The following is a 20,323-nucleotide window of genomic DNA, read 5'->3' on the forward strand; positions in this document are numbered from 1 at the left end:
CGTACCGAAACCGGTTTTCGGTACGATGCGATAGGGCGTCAGTCTGCCCGTTCTTCCCAGACCTTTGCCAGTTCCACAATGGTTTTCACGGCGACTTCCATGTCCTGAACGCTTATCCATTCCAGTGGCGAGTGATAGGCATGACCACCAGTATAGATGTTGGGGCAGGGCAGCCCCATGAAGGACAGGCGCGAGCCATCGGTTCCGCCGCGAATGCTGTGCAGCACGGGAGTAAGACCGACGCGGCGCACCGCTTCCTCGAGATTATCCATCACCATCGGATATTGGTCGAGTACCACTTTCATATTGCGATACTGCTGCTTGACCTCGAATGTGTAGGTCGAGCCGGGATAGTCGCGCATCACATCGCGGGTAATCTCTTCCAGCAGTGCTTCCTTCTGCGTCAGTCCCGCATCGATGAAATCGCGGATGATGAATTTCAGGTGAGCTTCATCCATGGAGCCGCTGATGTCGGTAGGGTGAATGAAGCCCTGGCGGCCCTCAGTGGTTTCCGGGGTCTGGTCCTTCGGCAGCCGGGCAATGATGGCGCTGGCGATCTTGATAGCGTTTTCCATCCGGTCCTTGGCCGTGCCGGGATGGATCGCAACACCGGTAATGGTGATGTCCACGCCATCCGCCGAAAATGTCTCGTTCTCGATCTCACCGATCGTGCTGCCATCCATGGTGTAGCCAAAAGCTGCGCCCAGCTTTTTCAGGTCGACCTTGTCTGCCCCGCGCCCGATTTCCTCATCGGTGGTGAAAAGGATTTTAATGGTGCCATGCCGGATGTGCGGATTGTCGATGATAAACTGCGCCGCCGTCATGATTTCGGCAATACCGGCCTTGTCGTCTGCACCCAGCAGCGTGGTGCCATCGGTGGTGACAATGTCATGGCCGATTTGCGTCTTGAGCTGCGGATTTTCGCTAACGCGGATGATTTGATTGGTATCGCCGGACAGAACGACATCCCCACCCTGATAGTTTTTCAGCAGTTGGGGCTTCACATTCGTGCCGGTGAAATCCGGTGCCGTATCCATATGCGAGCAGAAGCAGATCACCGGAACCGGCTTGTCGACATTGGCCGGAATGGTGGCATAGACATTGCCGTGCTCATCCAGATGCGCGTCGGACAGGCCCATGGCCAGCAATTCACTCACCAGCACATGGCCGAGGTTCTTCTGTTTTTCCGTGGAGGGCTGGCTGGTTGATTCGGGGTCTGATTGTGTGTCGATGACGACATAGCGCAGGAAACGGTCGAGAATTGTATCGGGCATGCGGGCGGTCCATCACGGTTTGTGGCTATGGTTGGTGGCCACGGTTTGGGGCGGGGTCGGGCTTTACCCATCCGCAGGATATGCGATGCCGACCTACGGCACCTGCAATTCTACAGTATTCAATTTACGACATTGTTGACGCAAAAGAGATCCTGTAAATGTAAGCGTTTCACAAGACGCAGGTTTGCTCAACCCATTTGTAATGCATCCGCATTTTTATCTTTCACCATTGGCAGCGGACAATACTCAAGCAAACACTGTCGGAAATGACCCTGTCGACGCGCGGTTCCTTGACATGACATCCGCCGCGTTATTGTTCGCCAAGACTAAGAGAATGCCATAATATTTATTTTTCTCTATGCATCCTAAGAGAGTATTTTGATTTAATATTGCGGCGCGGAAAAACAGCTTTCCTTTAATAAGGACTTGCGGAATTGAACGAAATTTGAAAATTTCAATATTTTAAATTTCTATGATTTTTATCAAGTCTAGAATTCAAATCGTTGTAATTCATATATAAAAAATCCTGAATTTTTACCGTTCGATAAACAGACTTTTGAAATAATAACAGAAAAGTGATCCATGTTTTTGCTGCATGGCAACAGAAATCACAATTTCGTCCTCCAAATAAATTACTCTCGGTTGTGTAGGCAGGGAATGGTTAAAGGGATCCGTTTGATCCAGCCTTGCACGATAACCAGCCGGATTGCTGTTTCATATCCGCGTAGCTCACAACACGGATGCAATGCATCCCGGCATCAATATCTAGCCAGCTATTTATCAGGAGGATTTTTGCAATGAGTGATTTTTTGAAGCGCGTTTCGAGTTTTCGTGAAGACGTATTTCCGACCCATTCGGGTCTTTATCGTAAACTGGCCCGGGAAGGGCAGCAGCCCCAGGCCTTGATGATTTCCTGCGCCGACAGCCGGGTCATGCCGGAAGTGATTACCCAGTCCGGCCCTGGCGAACTGTTCGTATGCCGCAATGCGGGCAATATCGTCCCGCCGTTCTCGACCATGAATGGCGGCGTTTCCTCGGCCATCGAATATGCGGTGGTGGCGCTTGGCGTGCGTGACATCGTCGTGTGCGGCCATTCCGATTGCGGCGCCATGAAGGGTCTGTGCAATCACGAACTCCTGGCGCCGATGCCCAATGTGGCCGCCTGGTTGCGCCATAGCCACGCCGCTTATTCCATCGTCTGCGAGGCCTATCCTGATGATCTGCCGCACAAGGACAAGGTGCGGGCTGTGGCAATGGAAAATGTGGTCATTCAAATCGATCACCTGAAGACCCACCCCTCGGTCGCCGCCAAACTCGCCACCAATGACATTAACCTGCATGGCTGGTTCTTCGACATCGAGACCGGTGAGGTGCAGGTTTATGATGGCGCGGAGAAACGCTTCCTGGTGATCGAGGGTGAAAAGGCGCTACCAGTGGCGGTTTCCGGGCGTGCCACGCCGCATATCATGGCCGATCCTCTCGTAGCGGTGGCGGCGGAGTGAGGTGATGGAAAAAACCAGTTCTGCTCTGACACGGGACATTGCCTCGTCCATCGTTGTCTTTCTCGTCGCCATCCCGCTTTGCCTCGGCATTGCCATCGCTTCCGGTGTGCCGGTGGCGATGGGCCTCGTCTCCGGCATTGTCGGCGGTATCGTTATCGGCGTCATCGCCGGTTCACCCTTGCAGGTCTCCGGCCCGGCGGCAGGCCTTGCGGTGATCGTTTTCGGCTTCGTTGAGGAATATGGACTTGTTCTTCTGGGGCCTGTTCTGATCGTCGCCGGGTTTTTGCAAGTCCTGGCCGGTTATCTCAAGCTCGGCTCCTGGTTTCGCGCCATTTCGCCTGCCGTCGTGCATGGCATGCTGGCGGGAATCGGTATCCTGATCGTTCTCGGCCAGGTCCATGTGTTGATGGATGCCAAGCCCGCCGCCGGTGGTGTTGAAAATGTCGCTGCCATGGATGAGACCATCGGTAAGGTGTTCAGCGGCGGCCTGAGCAATCACAGTATGGCGCTCATTATTGGCTTGATTTCTTTGCTGGCCATGGTTGGCTGGGAAAAATTGCGGCCAGCCCGGCTGCGGCTGGTGCCGGGGGCATTGGTCGGCGTAGCCGCCGGAACCTTGCTGGCGGTCGGCCTCGACCTGCCGATCGCCCGTGTCCAGGTTCCGGCCACCTTGCTGGAAGGCATTCGCTTACCAACGATGGAAAGCTTTGCCGGGCTTGCCCAACCGGGAGTGATCGCCACCGTGCTGATCATCGCGGTGATTGCCAGCGCCGAAACCCTGCTATCGGCTGCTGCTGTCGATAGGATGCATGACGGCGAGCGCACCCGTTTCAACAAGGAACTGGTGGCGCAGGGCGTCGGCAACAGCCTGTGCGGCCTGCTGGGCGCTCTGCCGGTAACCGGCGTCATCGTTCGCTCGTCTGCCAATATCCAGGCAGGCGCTGCAACACGTCGTTCCACTATTCTCCATGGAGTCTGGATCCTGGCCCTGGTGGCGCTTCTACCGCAATTGCTGGGAGTCGTGCCTTTGACTGCCCTGGCGGCGGTGCTTTTGGTGACAGGCTGGCGACTGGTGAGCTTGCAGCATGTGCGCCACCTGTTCGATCATCACGGCTGGGTGCCGGTCGCGGTCTGGGCCACGACGGTCAGTCTTGTCGTCGTCCAGGATCTGCTGGTGGGCGTGGCGGTCGGCCTGTTTCTCTCGATTATGGAAATCATTCCGGTCCTTCGCCGCAAACTGCATATCGACCATCATGAGAATGATGAGTCGATCCAGTTGAAGCTGAACGGCGTCGGGACCTGCCGGGACGTTCCAGCATTGCTGGCAACACTGGAATCGCTTCCAGACGGAAAGAAGGTGCTGATTACGCCCGCAGGGCTGCATTATGTTGATCATACCTATGCCGAAACCCTGACAGAATGGGTGACACGCGAAAGACGGGCAGGGCGGCCGCTCGAGGTGAGTAGGTCCAGTCAGCTTGCCCCGAAAGTTGCTTCCATGGTGGATCGGCTCTGCGTTAAGCCTGCATAAGGAAACGACACGACAGATCCAGACACAGAAAAGGGGCGGCCTATAAAGCCGCCCCTTCTTTTGTCTTGGCTGGAGAGAAGGTTACCCTTCGATAACATCCTTTTTTGCGTCCTTGCGGGTCGCCCACAGCGATCCGACGATACCAGCCGCCAGGATAGCCAGCGTGATGGTTAGCGACAGCAGCGGCGGGATCTTGGCGATACCCAGCATGTCGGCAAGAAAGATCTTCGAGCCGATGAAGATCAGAACGACCGACAACGCATATTTCAGATAAGCGAAGCGGTGGATAAGGGCGGACAGCGCGAAATACAGGGCGCGCAAGCCGAGGATGGCGAAGATGTTCGAGGTGTAGACGATATAGGGATCCGTGGTGATCGCAAAAATCGCCGGGATCGAGTCAACCGCAAACACCAGGTCAACGAATTCCACCATGATCAGCGCGAGAAGCAGCGGCGTGATGTAGGTTTTCAGCTTGCCAGTTGTTTCGTCTTGCTTACGCACCACGAAACGGTCGCCTTCCAGCTTGTCGGTGACAGGCAGGTAGCGCCGCGCCAGCTTCAAAGCCGGGTTGTTGGCGACATCATATTCGCTATCGGCTGATAGCAGCATTTTGACGCCGGTAAACACCAGGAAGGCGGCGAAGAAATACAGAACCCAGTGGTAGCTTTCGACAATGGCCGCGCCCGCCGCAATCATGATGCCGCGCAGGATGATGACGCCGAGAATACCATAGAGCAGCACCCGGTGCTGATAGGCGCGAGGGATGGCGAAATAGCCGAAGATCATCGCGATGACGAAGATATTGTCCATCGCCAGGCTTTTTTCGATGACAAAGCCCGTCAGGTATTCAAGCCCGGCCTGCGGACCTGATTGCCACCATATCCAGCCGCCAAACAGCACGCCCAGAGTGATATAGAAGGCCGAGAAAGCAAAGCTTTCGGCCATGCCGATCTCTTTGCTGTTCTTATGCAGAACACCAAGATCGAGAACGAGGAGGAAAAGAACGACTGCAAGGAAGAAAAGCCACATCCATGTTGGCTTGCCCATAAAATCAACCCAAAGAAAATCCATAAAGGGATTCCTTTGCCGGAGGGTTTTTGTTGCAGTTCCGACATCACGGGTATCCGGCACTCGCGTCAGAGGGGCCCGGAACTGCTGATTATTGCGTAAATGTGGCGGGCTTCGCGCCGTTTCAAGGCCGAGTGCTTGACATTTATAATGGCTCTGCGTAGAGACCCCTCCAACGCCGGGTGGAAACGCCCGGTGTTTTTACGACATGTCCCGTGGAGGCTCCGCTTTTTTAGGTGTGAGTCGCCTGTCAGGAAAGCCGAAAGGCGATCCAGAGGAGGGCGTGTTTCCCAAAATGGGTTCTAAAAGGCCCAATAACAACAAGAGGAAATACGATGAGCAAGCGCGCATCTTCCAAGTACAAAATTGACCGCCGTATGGGCGAAAATATCTGGGGCCGCCCGAAGTCCCCGGTTAACCGTCGCGAATACGGCCCCGGCCAGCACGGTCAGCGCCGCAAGGGCAAGCTTTCCGACTTCGGTGTGCAGCTGCGCGCCAAGCAGAAGCTGAAGGGCTACTACGGCGACCTGCGTGAAAAGCAGTTCCGCGCGACCTACGACGAAGCCAACCGTCGCAAGGGCGATACTTCCGAAAACCTGATCGGCCTGCTGGAATCGCGTCTGGACGCCATCGTCTACCGCGCCAAGTTCGTGCCGACTGTGTTTGCTGCCCGTCAGTTCGTCAACCACGGCCACGTTTCGGTCAATGGCGTCAAGGTCAACATCGGTTCTTACCGTTGCAAGGCTGGCGACGTTATTGAAGTGCGTCAGAAGTCCAAGCAGCTGGCCATCGTTCTGGAAGCTACGCAGCTCGCAGAACGTGACGTTCCCGATTACATCGAAGTTGATCACAACAAGATGGTTGCGACCTTCGTTCGTGTACCAACTCTGTCGGATGTTCCTTACGCTGTTATCATGGAACCGCAGCTGGTCGTCGAATTCTACTCGCGTTGATTTCGATCTGAAATTCGAGAAAGCCGCCTTTACGGGCGGCTTTTTCTGTTTGCAGCGCAGCAAAATTCGATAATGATGACTGTCGGCTTCTGCACGAAAAACGTGACTGTCATGCATCTGCCGGGATGAGCAACAGCTCGGCATGGGGAAACCAGATGGATTTGCAGGCAATTGTTGACGACATTGTCGGTGAGATGCAGCCCCGACTTGGGGAAGGCAAGGTCGCGGACTATATTCCCGAGCTTGCGACGATTGATCCGAAGCAATTCGGCATCGCCATCACCACCGTCGACGGCCAGACCTTCACTGCGGGCGATGCGGCAATACCATTTTCGATTCAGAGCATTTCCAAGGTGTTCATGCTGACGCTGGCGCTTGGAAAAACGGGTGAGGGTGTGTGGAAGCGGGTCGGGCGCGAGCCTTCCGGTTCGTCCTTCAACTCCATCGTTCAGCTGGAGCACGAGCATGGCATTCCGCGCAACCCCTTCATCAATGCGGGCGCAATCGTTGTGACGGATATGGTGCTGGCCGGACACAAGCCGCGCGAGGCCATCGGTGAGTTCCTGCGCTTCATGCAGTTCCTGGCCGATGACGACAGTATCACCATCGACCGAAAGGTGGCGCAGTCTGAGCAGACGACTGGCTACCGTAATTTCGCGCTGGCCAATTTCATGAGCGGTTTTGGTAATCTGCACCATGCCGTGGAAATGGTGCTGGGCGTTTATTTCCATCAATGCGCGCTGGCGATGAGCTGTGTGCAACTCTCCCATGCGGGTCTGTATCTTGCCAACCGGGGTACAAATCCGCTTAGTGGCTTTTCCGTGGTCTCGCCGAAGCGGGCGCGGCGCATCAACGCCTTGATGCTGACCTGCGGCCATTATGATGGCTCGGGGGATTTTGCCTATCATGTCGGCCTGCCCGGCAAGAGCGGCGTGGGCGGCGGCATCCTGGCGATAGCGCCGGGCAAGGCCTCTATTGCAGTGTGGTCTCCGGGATTGAACAAAGTCGGCAATTCGGCGCTTGGATCGGAAGCGCTCGAACTGCTGGCAACCCGGACCGGCTGGTCGGTTTTTGGAAATTGATGTGAGAACGGTTTTTGCTTTTCGGTGAAAAGCGATGCCTGGAGAATGCAGGGTCGATAGGCATAAAGTTCGGCGCGCATTCATGCCGTGACTATGATATAGCGGGCAAAAGGCCTGCAGGAGTGGGACAAGTCTTGAACGTGATCTCGGATATGAAAATCAATGCGGCGCCGCTATGCATCGTTGCCGATGGCTATGGCCTGTCGCCGGGCGTCAATCAGGCAATCAGGACGCTCCTCAGCGAAGGCAAGGTGCGTGGCACCGGCTGCATGACCGTGTTTGCCGATTGGCGCGACGAGGCTTCTCTGTTGCTGCCCGTGATCGACAGATGTGGCGGCGCCATCGGCCTGCACCTGACGCTGACCAATTTCCTGCCTTTGAGCGGGGTACAGCCCATGTGTTCTTTCCGACGCCGTCTGACCCAGTCCTTCATGGGCGGTGTCGACAAGGGCAAGCTGCAACGCGAGCTGGATGCGCAGCTCAACGCTTTTATCGATGTGATTGGCCGCGTGCCTGATTATATCGACGGCCATCAACACATTCATTTTCTGCCGGTTGTGCGGGAATGGCTGGTGGCGCGCCGCGATTTGCTGATCAGCCCGCGCGGCAACAGCCCATGGTTGCGCGGTGAGCCGGATGCGCGGCTGGCGACAAGCCTTGCCCAGCGCGCCAAGATCAGCCTGGTGCAGCGCATGGCACGCGGTTTCAACACGGAAATGCAGGCGGCGGGCTATACGATCAAGGGACCGCTGACCGGTTTTTACGAGCGCGGCAAGCCGAACGGTTTTGCCGATGCGCTTCGCTATTTTCGCAGCCATGCGCCGCGTGACGCCGTTGTCATGTGTCATCCTGGCCATTCGGATGCGATCCTGCGGGCGCGTGACCGGCTGATGATGGCCCGCGAGGTTGAATTTGCCGAGCTGATGCGCCAGTAAGGGAAGATCGTAAGAGAAAATCCGTCCGATAGGCATTGGCGGCAATTCACGGATCGACGGTATTAGCCAAATTAGCGGACAGGGGCGCATCCGAACATGAACCTTGCATTTGCGGGAAGCGCGACGGAACGCACCGAGGCCGATGAGGCCGAAGACGCGCAGGAGAATGTTCGCCATCCCCTGTTTAGTGCCGCACCACAATCGGTATCCTTCAACAAGCTACGCAAGCGGTTGCTGCGCCAAGTGCGCCAGGCAATGGACGATTTCGGCATGCTGAACGGCCAGAAGCGCTGGCTGATTGGGCTTTCCGGCGGCAAGGACAGCTATGGTCTGCTGGCGTTGCTGATGGATTTGAAATGGCGCGGCCTGCTGCCCGTCGAGCTGATCGCCTGCAATCTCGATCAGGGGCAACCGAATTTTCCCAAGCATGTCCTGCCGGATTACCTGAAATCCATCGGCATGCCGCATCGCATCGAATATCGAGATACTTATTCCATCGTCAAGGAAAAGGTCCCGGCGGGCGGCACCTATTGTTCGCTCTGCTCGCGGCTGCGGCGCGGTAATCTCTACCGCATCGCCCGCGAAGAAGGCTGTGACGCTCTGGTGCTCGGCCATCACCGCGAAGACATTCTCGAAACCTTCTTCATGAATTTTTTCCATGGTGGCCGGTTGGCGGCTATGCCGGCCAAGTTGCTAAATGATGAGGGCGATCTCTTCGTGCTGCGGCCGCTGGCCTATGCGGCGGAAGACGACCTCGCCAAATTCGCTGCCGCCATGCAATTTCCAATCATTCCCTGCGATCTCTGCGGCTCGCAGGACGGTTTACAGCGCAATGCCATGAAGGACATGCTGGCTGGAATCGAAGCCAAAATGCCGGGCCGCAAGGATGCGATGCTGAGGGCATTGTCGCATGTGAACCCCTCGCATCTGCTTGATCCGGCACTTTTTGACTTTTCCGGGCTGGTTGTCACGAAGCCGTCATAAGGCGGGCGCATCGAGTTTTTGACATTTCACCAGCCTCAAGAAAGTGCCTCCCGTGTTTCAAGATCGTGATATCGACGCCGTCCTGCAAATCGTCAAGGACGCCGCCGCCAGCCAGATCGTGCCTCGTTTTCGCCGTCTCGGTGTTTCCGATATTTCCGAAAAGAAATCCTCTATCGATCTCGTCACAGAGGCCGATCTTCTGTCGGAAAAGCAGATGACGGATGCTTTTCTGGCCCGCTGGCCCGGTGCCTTGATCGTCGGTGAGGAGGCATGCGAAACCAATCCAGGCGTGATCGACGCGTTGAGGGATGCGGAGCTGGCATTCGTCATCGATCCGGTCGACGGAACGTTCAATTTTCAGGCTGGCCTGCCTTTGCATGCCACCAATCTCGCCGTTGTGGTGCGCGGTGAGACTGTGGCGGGGATTATCCACGAATCGGTACTTGGCGATACGCTGGTGGCCTCCCGCGGTGCCGGTGCGCAGTTTTTGCGTGCCGATGGCGAGCGCGTTCCGGTCAAGGTGGCTGCCCCATGCGATCTCTCGTCCATGGTGGGAACGATTTCCATCAATGAATTGAAGGGTGAGGAAAAGCGCCGCATTGCCGGTAATCTCACCAAGACAAAGATGGCGTTTGCCTTCAATTGTTCGGCCTATGAATATTGGCTGGTTGCCACCGGTAAGGTCCATTTCATCGGCCATTATAAATTGATGCCCTGGGACCATCTGGCCGGTGTGCTGATCCATCAGGAAGCGGGCGGGGTGACTGCCCGGTTCGATGGCAGCCCCTATCTTCCCGGTGACACCACCGGTGGCATCCTGACGGCACCGGATCGCGACAGCTGGGAGATGGTTCTACGCGAAGTGATCCAGGCGCGATAAGACTGACAAACTCTAAAAGGAACAGACATGGCCGATATCGACATTGCAGCCCTTGCCAATCTTCTGCAGGAAGCGGCAGTCACGGAAATCCTGCCGCGTTTTCGCAATCTGGGCGAAGGCGATGTGCGGATGAAAACCGAGGCCATCGATCTGGTCACCGAGGCCGATGAAGCAGCGGAGCGGTTGATCCACAGCCGTATCAAGGAGTTGATGCCCGATGCTGTGTTCATCGGCGAGGAAGCGGTTGCCGCTGATCCGGCCCTGCTGGACAAGCTGGCGGATGCGGAGTTGGCCGTGGTAGTCGATCCCATCGACGGTACCTTTAATTTTGCGGCCGGCCTGCCGCTGTTCGGGGTCATGCTCAGCGTCGTACGTCAGGGCGAAACCGTTGCGGGCCTGATTTACGACCCGATGGGCAACGACTGGGCAATCGTTGAAAAAGGCAGTGGCGCCTGGCTCTGCAAACCCGATGGCAACCAGGAAAAGATGGAGGTGCGCCCGGCACCCGATCTTGCCCAGATGATCGGCATTGCCAATGTCGGCTTTTTCGAGCTGGAGGCGCGCCGCAAGCTGCTCATCAATCTGGCTGAGGTGCGGCTGTTCACCAGCTATCGCTGTGCTGCCCACGAATACCGCATTCTCTGCCAGGGCCATATGCATTTTGCCATGTATAACAAGCTAATGCCTTGGGATCACCTGGCTGGCACGCTGATGGCCCAGGAGGCAGGCGCCTATGCCGCAAGGTTCGATGGCTCTGCCTACCTGCCGCACCACACCAGCGGCGGCCTGCTGATTGCCCCCGACAAGGAGAGCTGGAGCGAATTGCGGGAAAAGATTTTCAACGTTTGAAGTCTCGGCTTATCCAATAAAAAAAGCCACGGCAGGTGACCTGCCGTGGCTTTCTTGTTCGGATATCCGATTGTCAGACCTTGGGGTTATGCGGCTGAAACAGCTTGCCTTTTTCGGCAATCAGTACGAAGACCAACCCTATCACACCCAGGAAGAAGTAGCCTGCGACCAGCGGGCGGGATGTTCCATCGAAGGCCTGACCGACTATGGCGCCAAGAACCGAGCCGCCGACGGTGGAAATGAAGCCGAGGACCGAGGAGGCCGTTCCGGCGACATGGCCGAGCGGTTCGATGGCAAGCGTCTGGAAATTGCCGCCGATCCACCCAAACTGGAACATTGAGACGGCAAAGAACGTCATGAACACCACGAAGGGCAATGGTGTTGGCCCGAAGGTTTCGGCCAGCAGCCAAAGGGCATTGATGGCGATGAATCCGAGAAGCGAGCCATGAGACAGGCGCCGCATGCCAATCCGGCCCACCAGCTTCGAATTGACATAGGACGACAGCGCCATGAAAATCGCCACGGCAGCAAAGGCGAATGGAAACCAGACGCCCAGACCATAAATGCCCATGTAGATCTGTTGAGCAGAGTTGATGAAGCCGAACAGCGCCCCAAAGATGAAGGTGCTTGCCAGAGTGTAGAACAGGGCAATGCGGTTGGTCAGGACGATCTTGAAGCCCTGGAGGATGACTTTGGGGGTGAATTCCCGTCGATTTTCCGGATCGAGTGTTTCCGGTAGCCGCATCTGCATCCAGATGCTGGTGAGAATGCCGCCAACAGCAATGAACAGGAAGATCAGGTGCCAGTTGCCGAAGAACATGATGATCTGACCGGTTCCGGGGGCGACGACCGGGATAATCATGAAAACCATCATGATCAGCGACATCACCTCCGCCATCTGGCGTCCGCCGTAGACATCGCGCACGATGGAAATGGTGATCACCCGGGTTCCAGCCGAGCCGGCACCCTGGATGAAGCGCAGGATCAGCAATCCGGCGAAGCTTGGCACAATGGTGATGGCCAGTGCTGCCAGAACATAGACGATGAGACCGATCAACATCGGCGTGCGCCGCCCGAACCGATCCGACAGCGGGCCATAGATCAATTGCGCGCAGCCAAACCCGATCAGGTATGACGTCACGACATATTGCCGGTGATTTTCATTGACGACATTGAGGGCTTCGCCGATCTGCTGCAAGGCAGGAAGCATGATGTCGATCGCCAACGCGTTCATTGCCATCAATGCGGCGCAGAGAAAGACGAATTCCAGCTTGCTCATGCCTTGCAAGGCAGCTGGAGCGGAACGAATGGGAGCTGTCATGGGAAAACATGTCCTGGAAAATCAAAAGGCGTCGCAAGGCGCGACGCCCTTATCAGATACTGCATTAATCCCTCAATCGGAATCGATTATGAGAGCCGTGCTGTCGATAGGCTTGTAGCTGACCGCTGTGTGCGTCAAATTTGCCGCACCGCAATATGCGCAAAGGGGTCGATGGGGACAAGCCCGGAATACCACCGGGCTTTATCCAGTTCGCGTCAGGCGGCGCCGCGAACGGCAATGCCCTTTTCCTCGAGATGAGACTGCAATTCGCCGGCCTGGAACATTTCCCGGACGATATCGCATCCGCCGATGAATTCGCCCTTCACATAAAGCTGCGGAATGGTCGGCCAGTTGGAATAGGTCTTGATGCCTTCGCGAATTTCCTGGTCGGCGAGCACATTGATGCCCTTGTAGTCGATGCCGAGATAATCGAGCATCTGTACGACCTGGCCCGAAAATCCGCATTGCGGAAACTGGGGCGTGCCCTTCATGAAAAGCACGACATCATTGCTTTTTACAGCATTATCAATGAATTCGTTTACACCGCTCATGGATTTATCCTTTCACATGCGGGTCAAGGCCGCAGTATTCCATTGCCTATATAGGCGCATTTTGCCGAAATTTCAAAAGTCAAAACGGAAACAGACGGTCATCAGCCCCGGTTGCGGGTCACGCGCCGGGCCTGACGGGCAGCCTTGTTGCGGTTATTTGCCCGCGTCGGCTCGACCTTCTTGTCGGACGCCGGCGCATTCAAGCGTTGCAGCTTGGCCTGTTTGTATTTCTTCCGGTCGGACATTTCAGCTTTCACCGATTTGATCAGTGAGGAGAAAAACGAGGTAATCGGGTTGCTCATGATGATGTGATACCGTCAGGCTTCGGGGATGGAGGTTTGCAGGGCGAGCGCATGCAGCACCCCGCCCATATTGCCTTTCAGGGCATCGTAGACCATCTGGTGCTGCTGTACGCGCGACTTGCCGCGAAAGGCTTCGGCCACGACTTCAGCGGCGTAGTGATCGCCATCGCCCGCCAGATCGCGGATGACGACCTTGGCACCGGGAATACCCGCTTTGATCATGTCTTCGATATCGCCGGGCTTCATAGCCATGGTTCTGCTCCCATTCTGATCTTTTTGCGCGCCTGGTTTTACTGCGCGGCGGCCAGGGTTTCAGCCTTGCCATCCATGAAATTAGGGAACCACGATTCATGCGTGTTGCGCAATTCCTCTACAGCGATTGTACACACACCGTCGATGACAAGTGCATCGCCACCAACCTTGCCAAGACGGCGGAACGGTACGCCCGCACCTTCGGCATTGGCGCAGATGAAATTGGCCAGATCAGCCGGAACCGTCACGACATAGCGAGCCTGGTCTTCGCCAAACAGCAGAGCATGGGCTGGACCGCGGCTTTCCGACAAGTCGATGGTAAGACCCTTGGCCGAGGCCATGGCCATTTCGGCCAGAGCAATCCCCAGACCACCGGAGGAAATGTCATGGCAGGCGGTGACTTGGCCGTTGCGGATCGCGGACCGGATAAAGTCGCCATTGCGGCGCTCGGCATGCAGGTCCACTTCGGGCGCCGGGCCGTCGGTGCGGCCAAGAAGGTCACGCAGATAGATCGTGCTGCCGAGATGCGTGCCATCGGTGCCGATCAGCAGGACATGATCGCCGTCCTGGGCGCCGCCGATTTTCGCCATCCGGCTCCAGTCAGGCAGAAGGCCGACGCCAGCAATGGTCGGGGTCGGCAGGATCGCGACGCCATTGGTCTCGTTATACAGAGAAACATTGCCCGAGACGATCGGGAAATCCAGTGCCCGGCAGGCTTCGCCAATGCCCTTGATGGCCTCCACCAATTGCCCCATGATCTCAGGCTTTTCCGGATTGCCGAAATTGAGATTGTCGGTCGCGGCCAGCGGCTCGGCACCGGTTGCGGTGATGTTGCGCCAGCATTCGGCCACGGCCTGCTTGCCACCTTCGAATGGGTCGGCCTCCACATAACGCGGCGTGACATCCGAGGAGAAGGCCAGCGCTTTGGTCGGGTGGTTTTCCACCCGCACTACGCCCGCGTCGCCGCCGGGAAGCTGAAGCGAATTGCCCTGAATCAGCGTGTCATACTGCTCGTAAACCCAGCGGCGGCTGGACTGGTTGGCCGAACCGACCAGCGACAGAATAGCGGCGCGGTAATCGGCTGGCTCGTCCACCAGATTGGCGGGCAGGGGGCCGCGCTTGTCTGATTCGCGCCATGGGCGGTCATATTCGGGTGCATGATCGCCGAGATCCTTGATTGGCAGATTGGCGACTTCCTCGCCCTGATGCAGAATGCGGAAGCGCAGGTCATCGGTGGTTTTGCCGACAATGGCAAAGTCTAGGCCCCATTTGACGAAGATCGCCTTGGCGACCTCTTCCTTGGATGGCTCCAGCACCATCAGCATGCGCTCCTGGCTTTCCGAGAGCATCATTTCATAGGCGGTCATGTTTTCTTCGCGCACCGGCACGGTGTCGAGGTCAAGCTCGATGCCGAGATCGCCCTTGGCACCCATTTCCACCGCCGAACAGGTGAGACCTGCGGCGCCCATGTCCTGAATGGCGATGACCGCACCGGTCTTCATCAGTTCAAGGCAGGCTTCCAGCAGGCATTTTTCGGTGAAGGGGTCGCCGACCTGTACGGTCGGGCGTTTTTCCTCGATGGATTCGTCGAATTCCGCTGATGCCATGGTCGCGCCACCCACGCCATCGCGGCCAGTCTTGGCACCGAGATAGACGACCGGCAGGCCGACGCCCTTGGCCTCGGACAGGAAGATCGCATCCGACTTTGCAAGGCCAGCGGCAAAGGCGTTGACCAGGATATTGCCGTTATAGCGCTCGTCGAATTCCACTTCGCCGCCCACGGTGGGAACGCCAAAGGCATTGCCATAGCCGCCAACACCGGCCACGACGCCGGAGACGAGATGCCGTGTTTTCGGATGATCCGGTGCGCCGAAGCGCAACGCGTTCATGGCGGCAATCGGACGCGCGCCCATGGTGAAAACGTCGCGCAGAATGCCGCCGACACCGGTCGCAGCACCTTGATAAGGTTCGATATAAGAAGGGTGGTTGTGGCTTTCCATCTTGAAGACCACGCAATCGCCGTCATCGATATCGACCACGCCTGCATTTTCGCCGGGGCCTTGAATAACGCGCGCGCCCGTGGTGGGCAGGGTGCGCAGCCAGCGCTTGGAGGACTTGTAGGAACAATGTTCGTTCCACATGGCCGAGAAAATACCAAGCTCGGTAAATGTCGGCTCCCGTCCGATCAATTGCAGAATCCGGTCATATTCCTCCGGCTTCAGGCCGTGGGAGGCAACCAGTTCCGGGGTGATCGGGAGGGAATTCGGGATCGTCATGGCTCTCTCTTGCACTGGGAGTGAGAATTTTGCCGCCCTTTTATAACAGGCAATTCATTCGCGCGACTGGAAAATGTGGCTGCGGCGGGTAAAATGCGGCCTTTCCAAGGTTTGCGTGTCGATGGCTTATCTGTGGCCGGATCTGCGCAAATTCCAGGGCTGGTGAAAGCGCTGTTTATGGCATCTCAGACAATCTGTTTGGGGATAGACCATTTCTTTTCACATTTTCGCCCCGGCCTGCGGTAAACTTATGCGCGATGTAAGCGAGGCGGATGAGCCTGTGTTACAGCATGCGAAACGTCTGCCCGCTTTGCCGGGCCGGTTGGAATTCTAGACAGGTGCCTTTGTGATCGATCCTTATGTCATGCTGGGTTTGGAGCGCGATGCCGATGAGGCAGCGGTCAAGGCGGCGTATCGCAAGAAGGCCAAGAGCGCCCATCCGGACGCCGGCGGTGACCCGGATGAGTTTGGCCGGATCACCACGTCCTACGATCTCTTGAAGGACCCGGTCCGCCGCAAGGTCTATGACGATACCGGTTATGATCCGCAATTGGCCGATGTTGCCGACCTGAAGGGCTTGATGGTGCTGGAATCGCTGATTAACGACATGATTCTCGACGAGCGCGAGCCCGGCAGTTTCGATCCGGTCGCGGGCCTGCGCCGCAAGTTGACGGACGATATCCTCAAAGCCCGGTTTCATATTCTGGAACTGGAGCGTCACCGCACCCGTATCCGCAAGCATGTGGATCGTATTGGCCGGCGACCTGAAACCGATGTGCTCGGCTCTATGTTGCGCGCCCGCACCCAGTCGATTGCCGAAGCGATCAAGAATGCCGAAACCCAGATCGACGCCATCGAGCGCGCCTATTCCATGCTAGAGGGCTATTCCTACGAGCTGGAGCCACTGGTGGAGACGCTGTCCGATCCTGTTCCGGATCTGCCGAAGGCGGCTGAATAGCATCCGCCCGAAAAGTGTGGCGCGGTTTTCGGATAAGCCGATGCTTGGCAGAAGCCATCGGCCCGAAAAGTGTGAAGCGGCTTATCGCGCGCACCATCATTCAAAAAAATAATCCAAACAGAAAAGCGTTGCAGTTGTCTGTTGGTTCGTGTCGATTCGCCCTGGCTTGGCTGCCTCAAAAAAAGACAGTCAATTTCCATTGGAATAAAAATGGATCATTTTGGATCGTCGCTTATTTGGTTCGTTAACGCGCCCTTAAGTCCTGTCGACAGAAGCCAATAAGGATACGTCGGGTTCGATCAGCGTACTCCATGGAATTCAATCCATTGCTTTCCTCTTGAAAAATATTGTCTTTTTCAAGGAATAATTTCGAATTACCGAGCGTTTTGCCGAGAGTCTGCTGGCTGGTATTTAAATATGACAGTCGTGAAAACGAATTTTGTCGTGAGGCGCCATTGCGGCACAGTTTCAATTTTCGTAATTTGCGACGTCAGGATAATTTTTTTCTGCGGCGTGGAACCAATTGAGACGGCGAACATTTCTGTTGCGGTTTTAAACGGTTCAACGGCGTGGCAATCCGATGGGCGCGTATTTTTAACCCGGATGCGCGGCAGACGGATTTCGATCTGGATCTATTTTAAGCTGGCAATCATGCGGGTAAAAAATTTGTCGAAGGCGTGGGCCTTTGGCGAGAGGCGGTCAAGGGATGTCGGGTGGCTGGGAATCATCGGCGTTTTTTCACGGAGATCGTATTATGGGGCTTTACGATATTAACCGGCTACTGAATGTGAATGACGATACCTTGGGCGGGCGACTTGCAACTGCGCGGGATTGCGCAGGCATGGATCTCGCCGATTTGGCCTCGATCGCGGGCGTGCCGGTTGCGAAATTGCGCTCATGGGAGGCGGATCGCAGTGAAGCCGATGCCAGAAGTCTTGGATTGGTTGCCGATAGTCTTGGCGTTTGCCGCCAATGGCTGATGACAGGCAACGGGCGCGGGCCAGACGAAGAGGACAATGGCGGCGATGCCGATGATGACATGCTTCTGGTCATGCGCCGCGAGCTTGATCGTTTGACCCATATGTATCAGGAAACCGGCAGCATGATCGAAATCCTGCATCGCAGGATTGGCGATTTGGAGCAGCGGTCTAGCCGATAATGGGTGCCTTTCAGGCGCCAATTACCGTGGCTTTATATGCTGGTCGGCCACTGTCGGGCCGAACACCGTTTCAAATGCTTCTTTGAGATGAATATCCACATCGTTCATCGTCACAGGCAGACCGAGATCGACAAGGCTGGTGACGCCATAGGCAGAGATGCCACAGGGTACGATACCGCTGAAATGAGACAGGTCTGGCTCGACATTTAAAGACAGGCCGTGAAAACTGACCCAGCGTCGCAGACGAATGCCGAGAGCGGCGATCTTGTCTTCAGTAACGCTACCGTCCGGTAGAGGTGCCTTATCTGGCCGGCGAACCCAGACTCCGACCCGATCTTCTCGCCGCTCGCCGCGAATATTCATCATATCCAGTGTTTTGATAATAACGTCTTCCAGGGCGGCGACATAGGCTCGTACGTCCTGGCGGCGACGCTTCAAATCCAGCATGACATAGACGACACGCTGGCCCGGTCCGTGATAGGTATATTCACCACCACGTCCGGTGGCAAAAACAGGAAAGCGCTGCGTGTCGATCAAATCCTTCGGATCGGCACTTGTGCCTGCCGTGTAGATCGGCGGATGTTCCAGCAGCCAGATCAGCTCGTCGGTGGTGCCATCGGCAATCGCTGCCACTTCCTTCTCCATCACGCGCAACGCATCCTCATAGCCAACAAGTCCGTCGCTGACCCGCCACCGGATCGGCGCCTTGCCAGGGCTGGCAAGCATGGACTTGTCGAGATCGGAACGAAGCATGAGACGCTATCCTTAAGGGCACAATTGGCGGTCGCCATTGTGTGGTTGGTTTATAGCGCCGCACCTCCTGTATGGGGCGGCAGTATAACACTTTAAGTTTGTTGCATAATTTTCTCTACGCCGACTTCGGCTGAAAGAATTATGCAATGGTGAAACGGCACCGTCGTTAAACGGGCGCATATTCTGACTTTCAACTTTGGCGCGAATCAGACAAGGTTAAGGAGAAGATGTGCGCGCCTTCTCGCCTTGATTATACCGGCAAGGGAGCATGAGCGGTGATCTCCAATGACTCAATCTTATGTGGTTCATTCTGCTTATAAGGGTCATTCCAGCAGCGCGCCGCATTTCACCCTGCATTTGGCCCGGCTGGAGCGAGTTTTCAACAGACAATTCAATGCTGTGGAGCGATTTCATAAAAATGTTGCAAGCCGCCCTTGTGTACCCCCGATGCATTTGCTAGATGCAGCCCGTCGACGCAAGTCGGCACTCTACCACGATGCGGTCGTGGCGGAATTGGTAGACGCGCAGCGTTGAGGTCGCTGTGGGGCAACCCGTGGAAGTTCGAGTCTTCTCGACCGCACCAAGAACCCGGCTTTAGGCCGGGTTTTTCTTTTTTGTTCAACAGGTTAAGTTTTGATGTGTCCCACGTCAAAGCTATGCGTGGGACACATCAAGCCGGACCATTGCTTATTGTGCAGGCTTCCAGCGCTCTACCCCAAGATATATAAATCTTGGTTGCGGCGTGGTTGCGTTTGCACTTAGGTTGTTCGACGCCGCGGACTCGGAAAAGCCGGATTTTTGATTTATAAATCGACAATTGAAAAATTGGAAAGCGACCGTGACAGAAACTTCCGCTCGAGCCCTAAGGAAAAAAGACGCTTCTTCTGAAATTACGGTCAAGCACGCGTTGAATGAAAAGTTCAATGTTATGCACGCGGTGATCATGCGCGACATTCGAAGCCGTTACTTCAACCACGGTTTAGGGTTCTTGATTGTACCGCTATTTCCGGTAGCGCATATTCTTTTGCTTCTGGGTGTCTATCACGTAACTGGAAAAACCTCTGAATTCGGCGATGATCTTCAGTTGTTCTTTGCGACGGGTCTGCTGCCCGTTATGACATTTATGTATGTTTCTCGCTTTATGTCTATATCATTGGTTGCAAATAAATCTATGATGGCTTTTCCTGTTGTGCGCCTGCTTGATATAGTGTTGGCCCGTGCATTTCTTGAATTTATTGGTATAGTTATTGCGTTTATGCTGATATGTTTTTATTTGGTTTTTACAGGAACTAATCCTGTCCCGGCCTACCCATCTGAGGCGTTGACTGCCTTCTTCTTTACCGTGATTTTATCAATTGGATTCGGAATAACGGCGAGCGTTATTTCTGCAATTGTTCCCATTTTTCCAATGATTTATGGGTTTTCAATGGTAATATTTTATTTGACTTCAGGTGCGCCTATTTATCTCCATACATTTCCACAGCAGGCTCTATATTGGTGTTCATGGAATCCTGTTTTTCAGGCGGTTGAATGGGTAAGATCGGCGTACTATCTAGGTTATCCGACTGAGTATGTTGATAAACAATATCTCATTGGTTTTGCTATAGGCAGTGTATGTTTCGGCCTAATACTTGAGCGTTTGGCGCGCAAGTTTGCGCTAGAGGGTTGAGTAAGTGCGGATCCGTATTAGGTA

At 55.6% G+C, this 20,323-nt stretch carries 20 protein-coding genes and 1 tRNA gene; 13 read left to right on the forward strand and 8 right to left on the reverse strand.

From position 1 onward, the window contains the following. Positions 1–38 precede the first annotated feature (38 nt). The gene (gene pepT, locus AVCG78_RS05375) at positions 39–1,274 is read right to left on the reverse strand and encodes a peptidase T (RefSeq protein ID WP_071204463.1); all 1,236 of its coding nucleotides are present in this window, start codon (positions 1,272–1,274) and stop codon (positions 39–41) included. 797 nt (positions 1,275–2,071) lie between these two features. Between pepT and AVCG78_RS05380 the strand changes: the two genes are divergently transcribed. Together AVCG78_RS05380 and AVCG78_RS05385 are read left to right on the forward strand one after the other, a co-directional pair. Next, the gene (locus AVCG78_RS05380; protein ID WP_015915801.1) at positions 2,072–2,776 is read left to right on the forward strand and encodes a carbonic anhydrase; all 705 of its coding nucleotides are present in this window, start codon (positions 2,072–2,074) and stop codon (positions 2,774–2,776) included. A gap of 4 nt (positions 2,777–2,780) precedes the next feature. Then, positions 2,781–4,307 carry a SulP family inorganic anion transporter gene (locus AVCG78_RS05385; protein ID WP_156582643.1) on the forward strand — a complete coding sequence of 509 codons (1,527 nt, stop codon included), beginning with the start codon at positions 2,781–2,783 and terminating at the stop codon, positions 4,305–4,307. Between the two features lie 81 nt (positions 4,308–4,388). On the opposite strand, the gene AVCG78_RS05390 is transcribed toward AVCG78_RS05385, so the two are convergent. Next, positions 4,389–5,378: a TerC family protein gene (locus AVCG78_RS05390; RefSeq protein ID WP_087727829.1), complete on the reverse strand. Its 990-nt coding sequence runs from the start codon at positions 5,376–5,378 to the stop codon at positions 4,389–4,391. Between the two features lie 332 nt (positions 5,379–5,710). On the opposite strand from AVCG78_RS05390, the gene rpsD reads away from it, so the two are divergent. The 6 genes from rpsD (at position 5,711) to AVCG78_RS05420 (ending at position 11,058) form a co-directional block, all read left to right on the forward strand. Beyond that, complete coding sequence (rpsD, locus tag AVCG78_RS05395) at positions 5,711–6,328, forward strand: 30S ribosomal protein S4 (RefSeq protein ID WP_015915804.1); 618 nt, start codon at positions 5,711–5,713, stop codon at positions 6,326–6,328. Positions 6,329–6,483: 155 nt separating this feature from the next. Next, a complete protein-coding gene (locus AVCG78_RS05400) occupies positions 6,484–7,410 on the forward strand; it encodes a glutaminase (RefSeq protein WP_015915805.1) in 927 nt (308 codons plus the stop codon). A gap of 140 nt (positions 7,411–7,550) precedes the next feature. After that, entirely contained in the window at positions 7,551–8,345 is a 795-nt protein-coding gene (locus AVCG78_RS05405) for a ChbG/HpnK family deacetylase (RefSeq protein ID WP_234613862.1), read from the forward strand. A 96-nt stretch (positions 8,346–8,441) separates the two neighbouring features. Next, entirely contained in the window at positions 8,442–9,329 is an 888-nt protein-coding gene (gene ttcA, locus AVCG78_RS05410) for a tRNA 2-thiocytidine(32) synthetase TtcA (RefSeq protein ID WP_071204466.1), read from the forward strand. Between the two features lie 43 nt (positions 9,330–9,372). Next, positions 9,373–10,209 carry an inositol monophosphatase family protein gene (locus AVCG78_RS05415; RefSeq protein ID WP_081363330.1) on the forward strand — a complete coding sequence of 279 codons (837 nt, stop codon included), beginning with the start codon at positions 9,373–9,375 and terminating at the stop codon, positions 10,207–10,209. A 27-nt stretch (positions 10,210–10,236) separates the two neighbouring features. Then, positions 10,237–11,058 (forward strand): inositol monophosphatase family protein, encoded by an 822-nt coding sequence (locus AVCG78_RS05420; RefSeq protein WP_071204468.1) that lies wholly within the window; start codon positions 10,237–10,239, stop codon positions 11,056–11,058. Between the two features lie 73 nt (positions 11,059–11,131). Here the strand turns inward: AVCG78_RS05420 and AVCG78_RS05425 are convergent, their stop codons facing one another. From AVCG78_RS05425 to purL, 5 genes are all read right to left on the reverse strand, one after another. Continuing rightward, complete coding sequence (locus AVCG78_RS05425) at positions 11,132–12,337, reverse strand: multidrug effflux MFS transporter (RefSeq protein ID WP_015915810.1); 1,206 nt, start codon at positions 12,335–12,337, stop codon at positions 11,132–11,134. 257 nt (positions 12,338–12,594) lie between these two features. After that, complete coding sequence (gene grxD, locus AVCG78_RS05430; RefSeq protein ID WP_015915811.1) at positions 12,595–12,930, reverse strand: Grx4 family monothiol glutaredoxin; 336 nt, start codon at positions 12,928–12,930, stop codon at positions 12,595–12,597. Positions 12,931–13,031: 101 nt separating this feature from the next. Then, positions 13,032–13,232, reverse strand: a complete 201-nt coding sequence (locus AVCG78_RS05435) for a hypothetical protein (RefSeq protein ID WP_071204469.1) — start codon at positions 13,230–13,232, stop codon at positions 13,032–13,034. 15 nt (positions 13,233–13,247) lie between these two features. Next, a complete protein-coding gene (locus tag AVCG78_RS05440) occupies positions 13,248–13,484 on the reverse strand; it encodes a BolA/IbaG family iron-sulfur metabolism protein (RefSeq protein WP_015915812.1) in 237 nt (78 codons plus the stop codon). Between the two features lie 38 nt (positions 13,485–13,522). Further along, complete coding sequence (gene purL, locus AVCG78_RS05445) at positions 13,523–15,760, reverse strand: phosphoribosylformylglycinamidine synthase subunit PurL (RefSeq protein ID WP_156582644.1); 2,238 nt, start codon at positions 15,758–15,760, stop codon at positions 13,523–13,525. 364 nt (positions 15,761–16,124) lie between these two features. Between purL and AVCG78_RS05450 the strand changes: the two genes are divergently transcribed. The 3 genes from AVCG78_RS05450 (at position 16,125) to AVCG78_RS05460 (ending at position 17,877) form a co-directional block, all read left to right on the forward strand. Beyond that, positions 16,125–16,718, forward strand: a complete 594-nt coding sequence (locus AVCG78_RS05450; protein WP_085946625.1) for a DnaJ domain-containing protein — start codon at positions 16,125–16,127, stop codon at positions 16,716–16,718. Positions 16,719–16,762: 44 nt separating this feature from the next. Beyond that, the gene (locus AVCG78_RS05455) at positions 16,763–16,966 is read left to right on the forward strand and encodes a hypothetical protein (RefSeq protein WP_071204471.1); all 204 of its coding nucleotides are present in this window, start codon (positions 16,763–16,765) and stop codon (positions 16,964–16,966) included. Positions 16,967–17,472: 506 nt separating this feature from the next. Next, on the forward strand, positions 17,473–17,877 hold the full coding sequence (locus AVCG78_RS05460) for a helix-turn-helix domain-containing protein (RefSeq protein WP_071204472.1): 405 nt from the start codon (positions 17,473–17,475) through the stop codon (positions 17,875–17,877). A 21-nt stretch (positions 17,878–17,898) separates the two neighbouring features. Here AVCG78_RS05460 and lipB read toward each other — a convergent pair whose 3' ends face one another. Further along, the gene (lipB, locus tag AVCG78_RS05465; protein WP_071204473.1) at positions 17,899–18,630 is read right to left on the reverse strand and encodes a lipoyl(octanoyl) transferase LipB; all 732 of its coding nucleotides are present in this window, start codon (positions 18,628–18,630) and stop codon (positions 17,899–17,901) included. Positions 18,631–19,128: 498 nt separating this feature from the next. Here lipB and AVCG78_RS05470 point away from each other — a divergent pair. Both AVCG78_RS05470 and AVCG78_RS05475 read left to right on the forward strand, forming a co-directional pair. Next, positions 19,129–19,213 (forward strand) — tRNA-Leu (locus AVCG78_RS05470). Between the two features lie 255 nt (positions 19,214–19,468). Continuing rightward, complete coding sequence (locus AVCG78_RS05475; protein WP_139191400.1) at positions 19,469–20,299, forward strand: ABC transporter permease; 831 nt, start codon at positions 19,469–19,471, stop codon at positions 20,297–20,299. Positions 20,300–20,323: the final 24 nt, after the last annotated feature.

It is taken from the genome of Gillisella vitis (assembly GCF_021559775.1).
In the GTDB taxonomy this organism is placed as follows: Bacteria; Pseudomonadota; Alphaproteobacteria; order Rhizobiales; family Rhizobiaceae; genus Allorhizobium; species Allorhizobium ampelinum.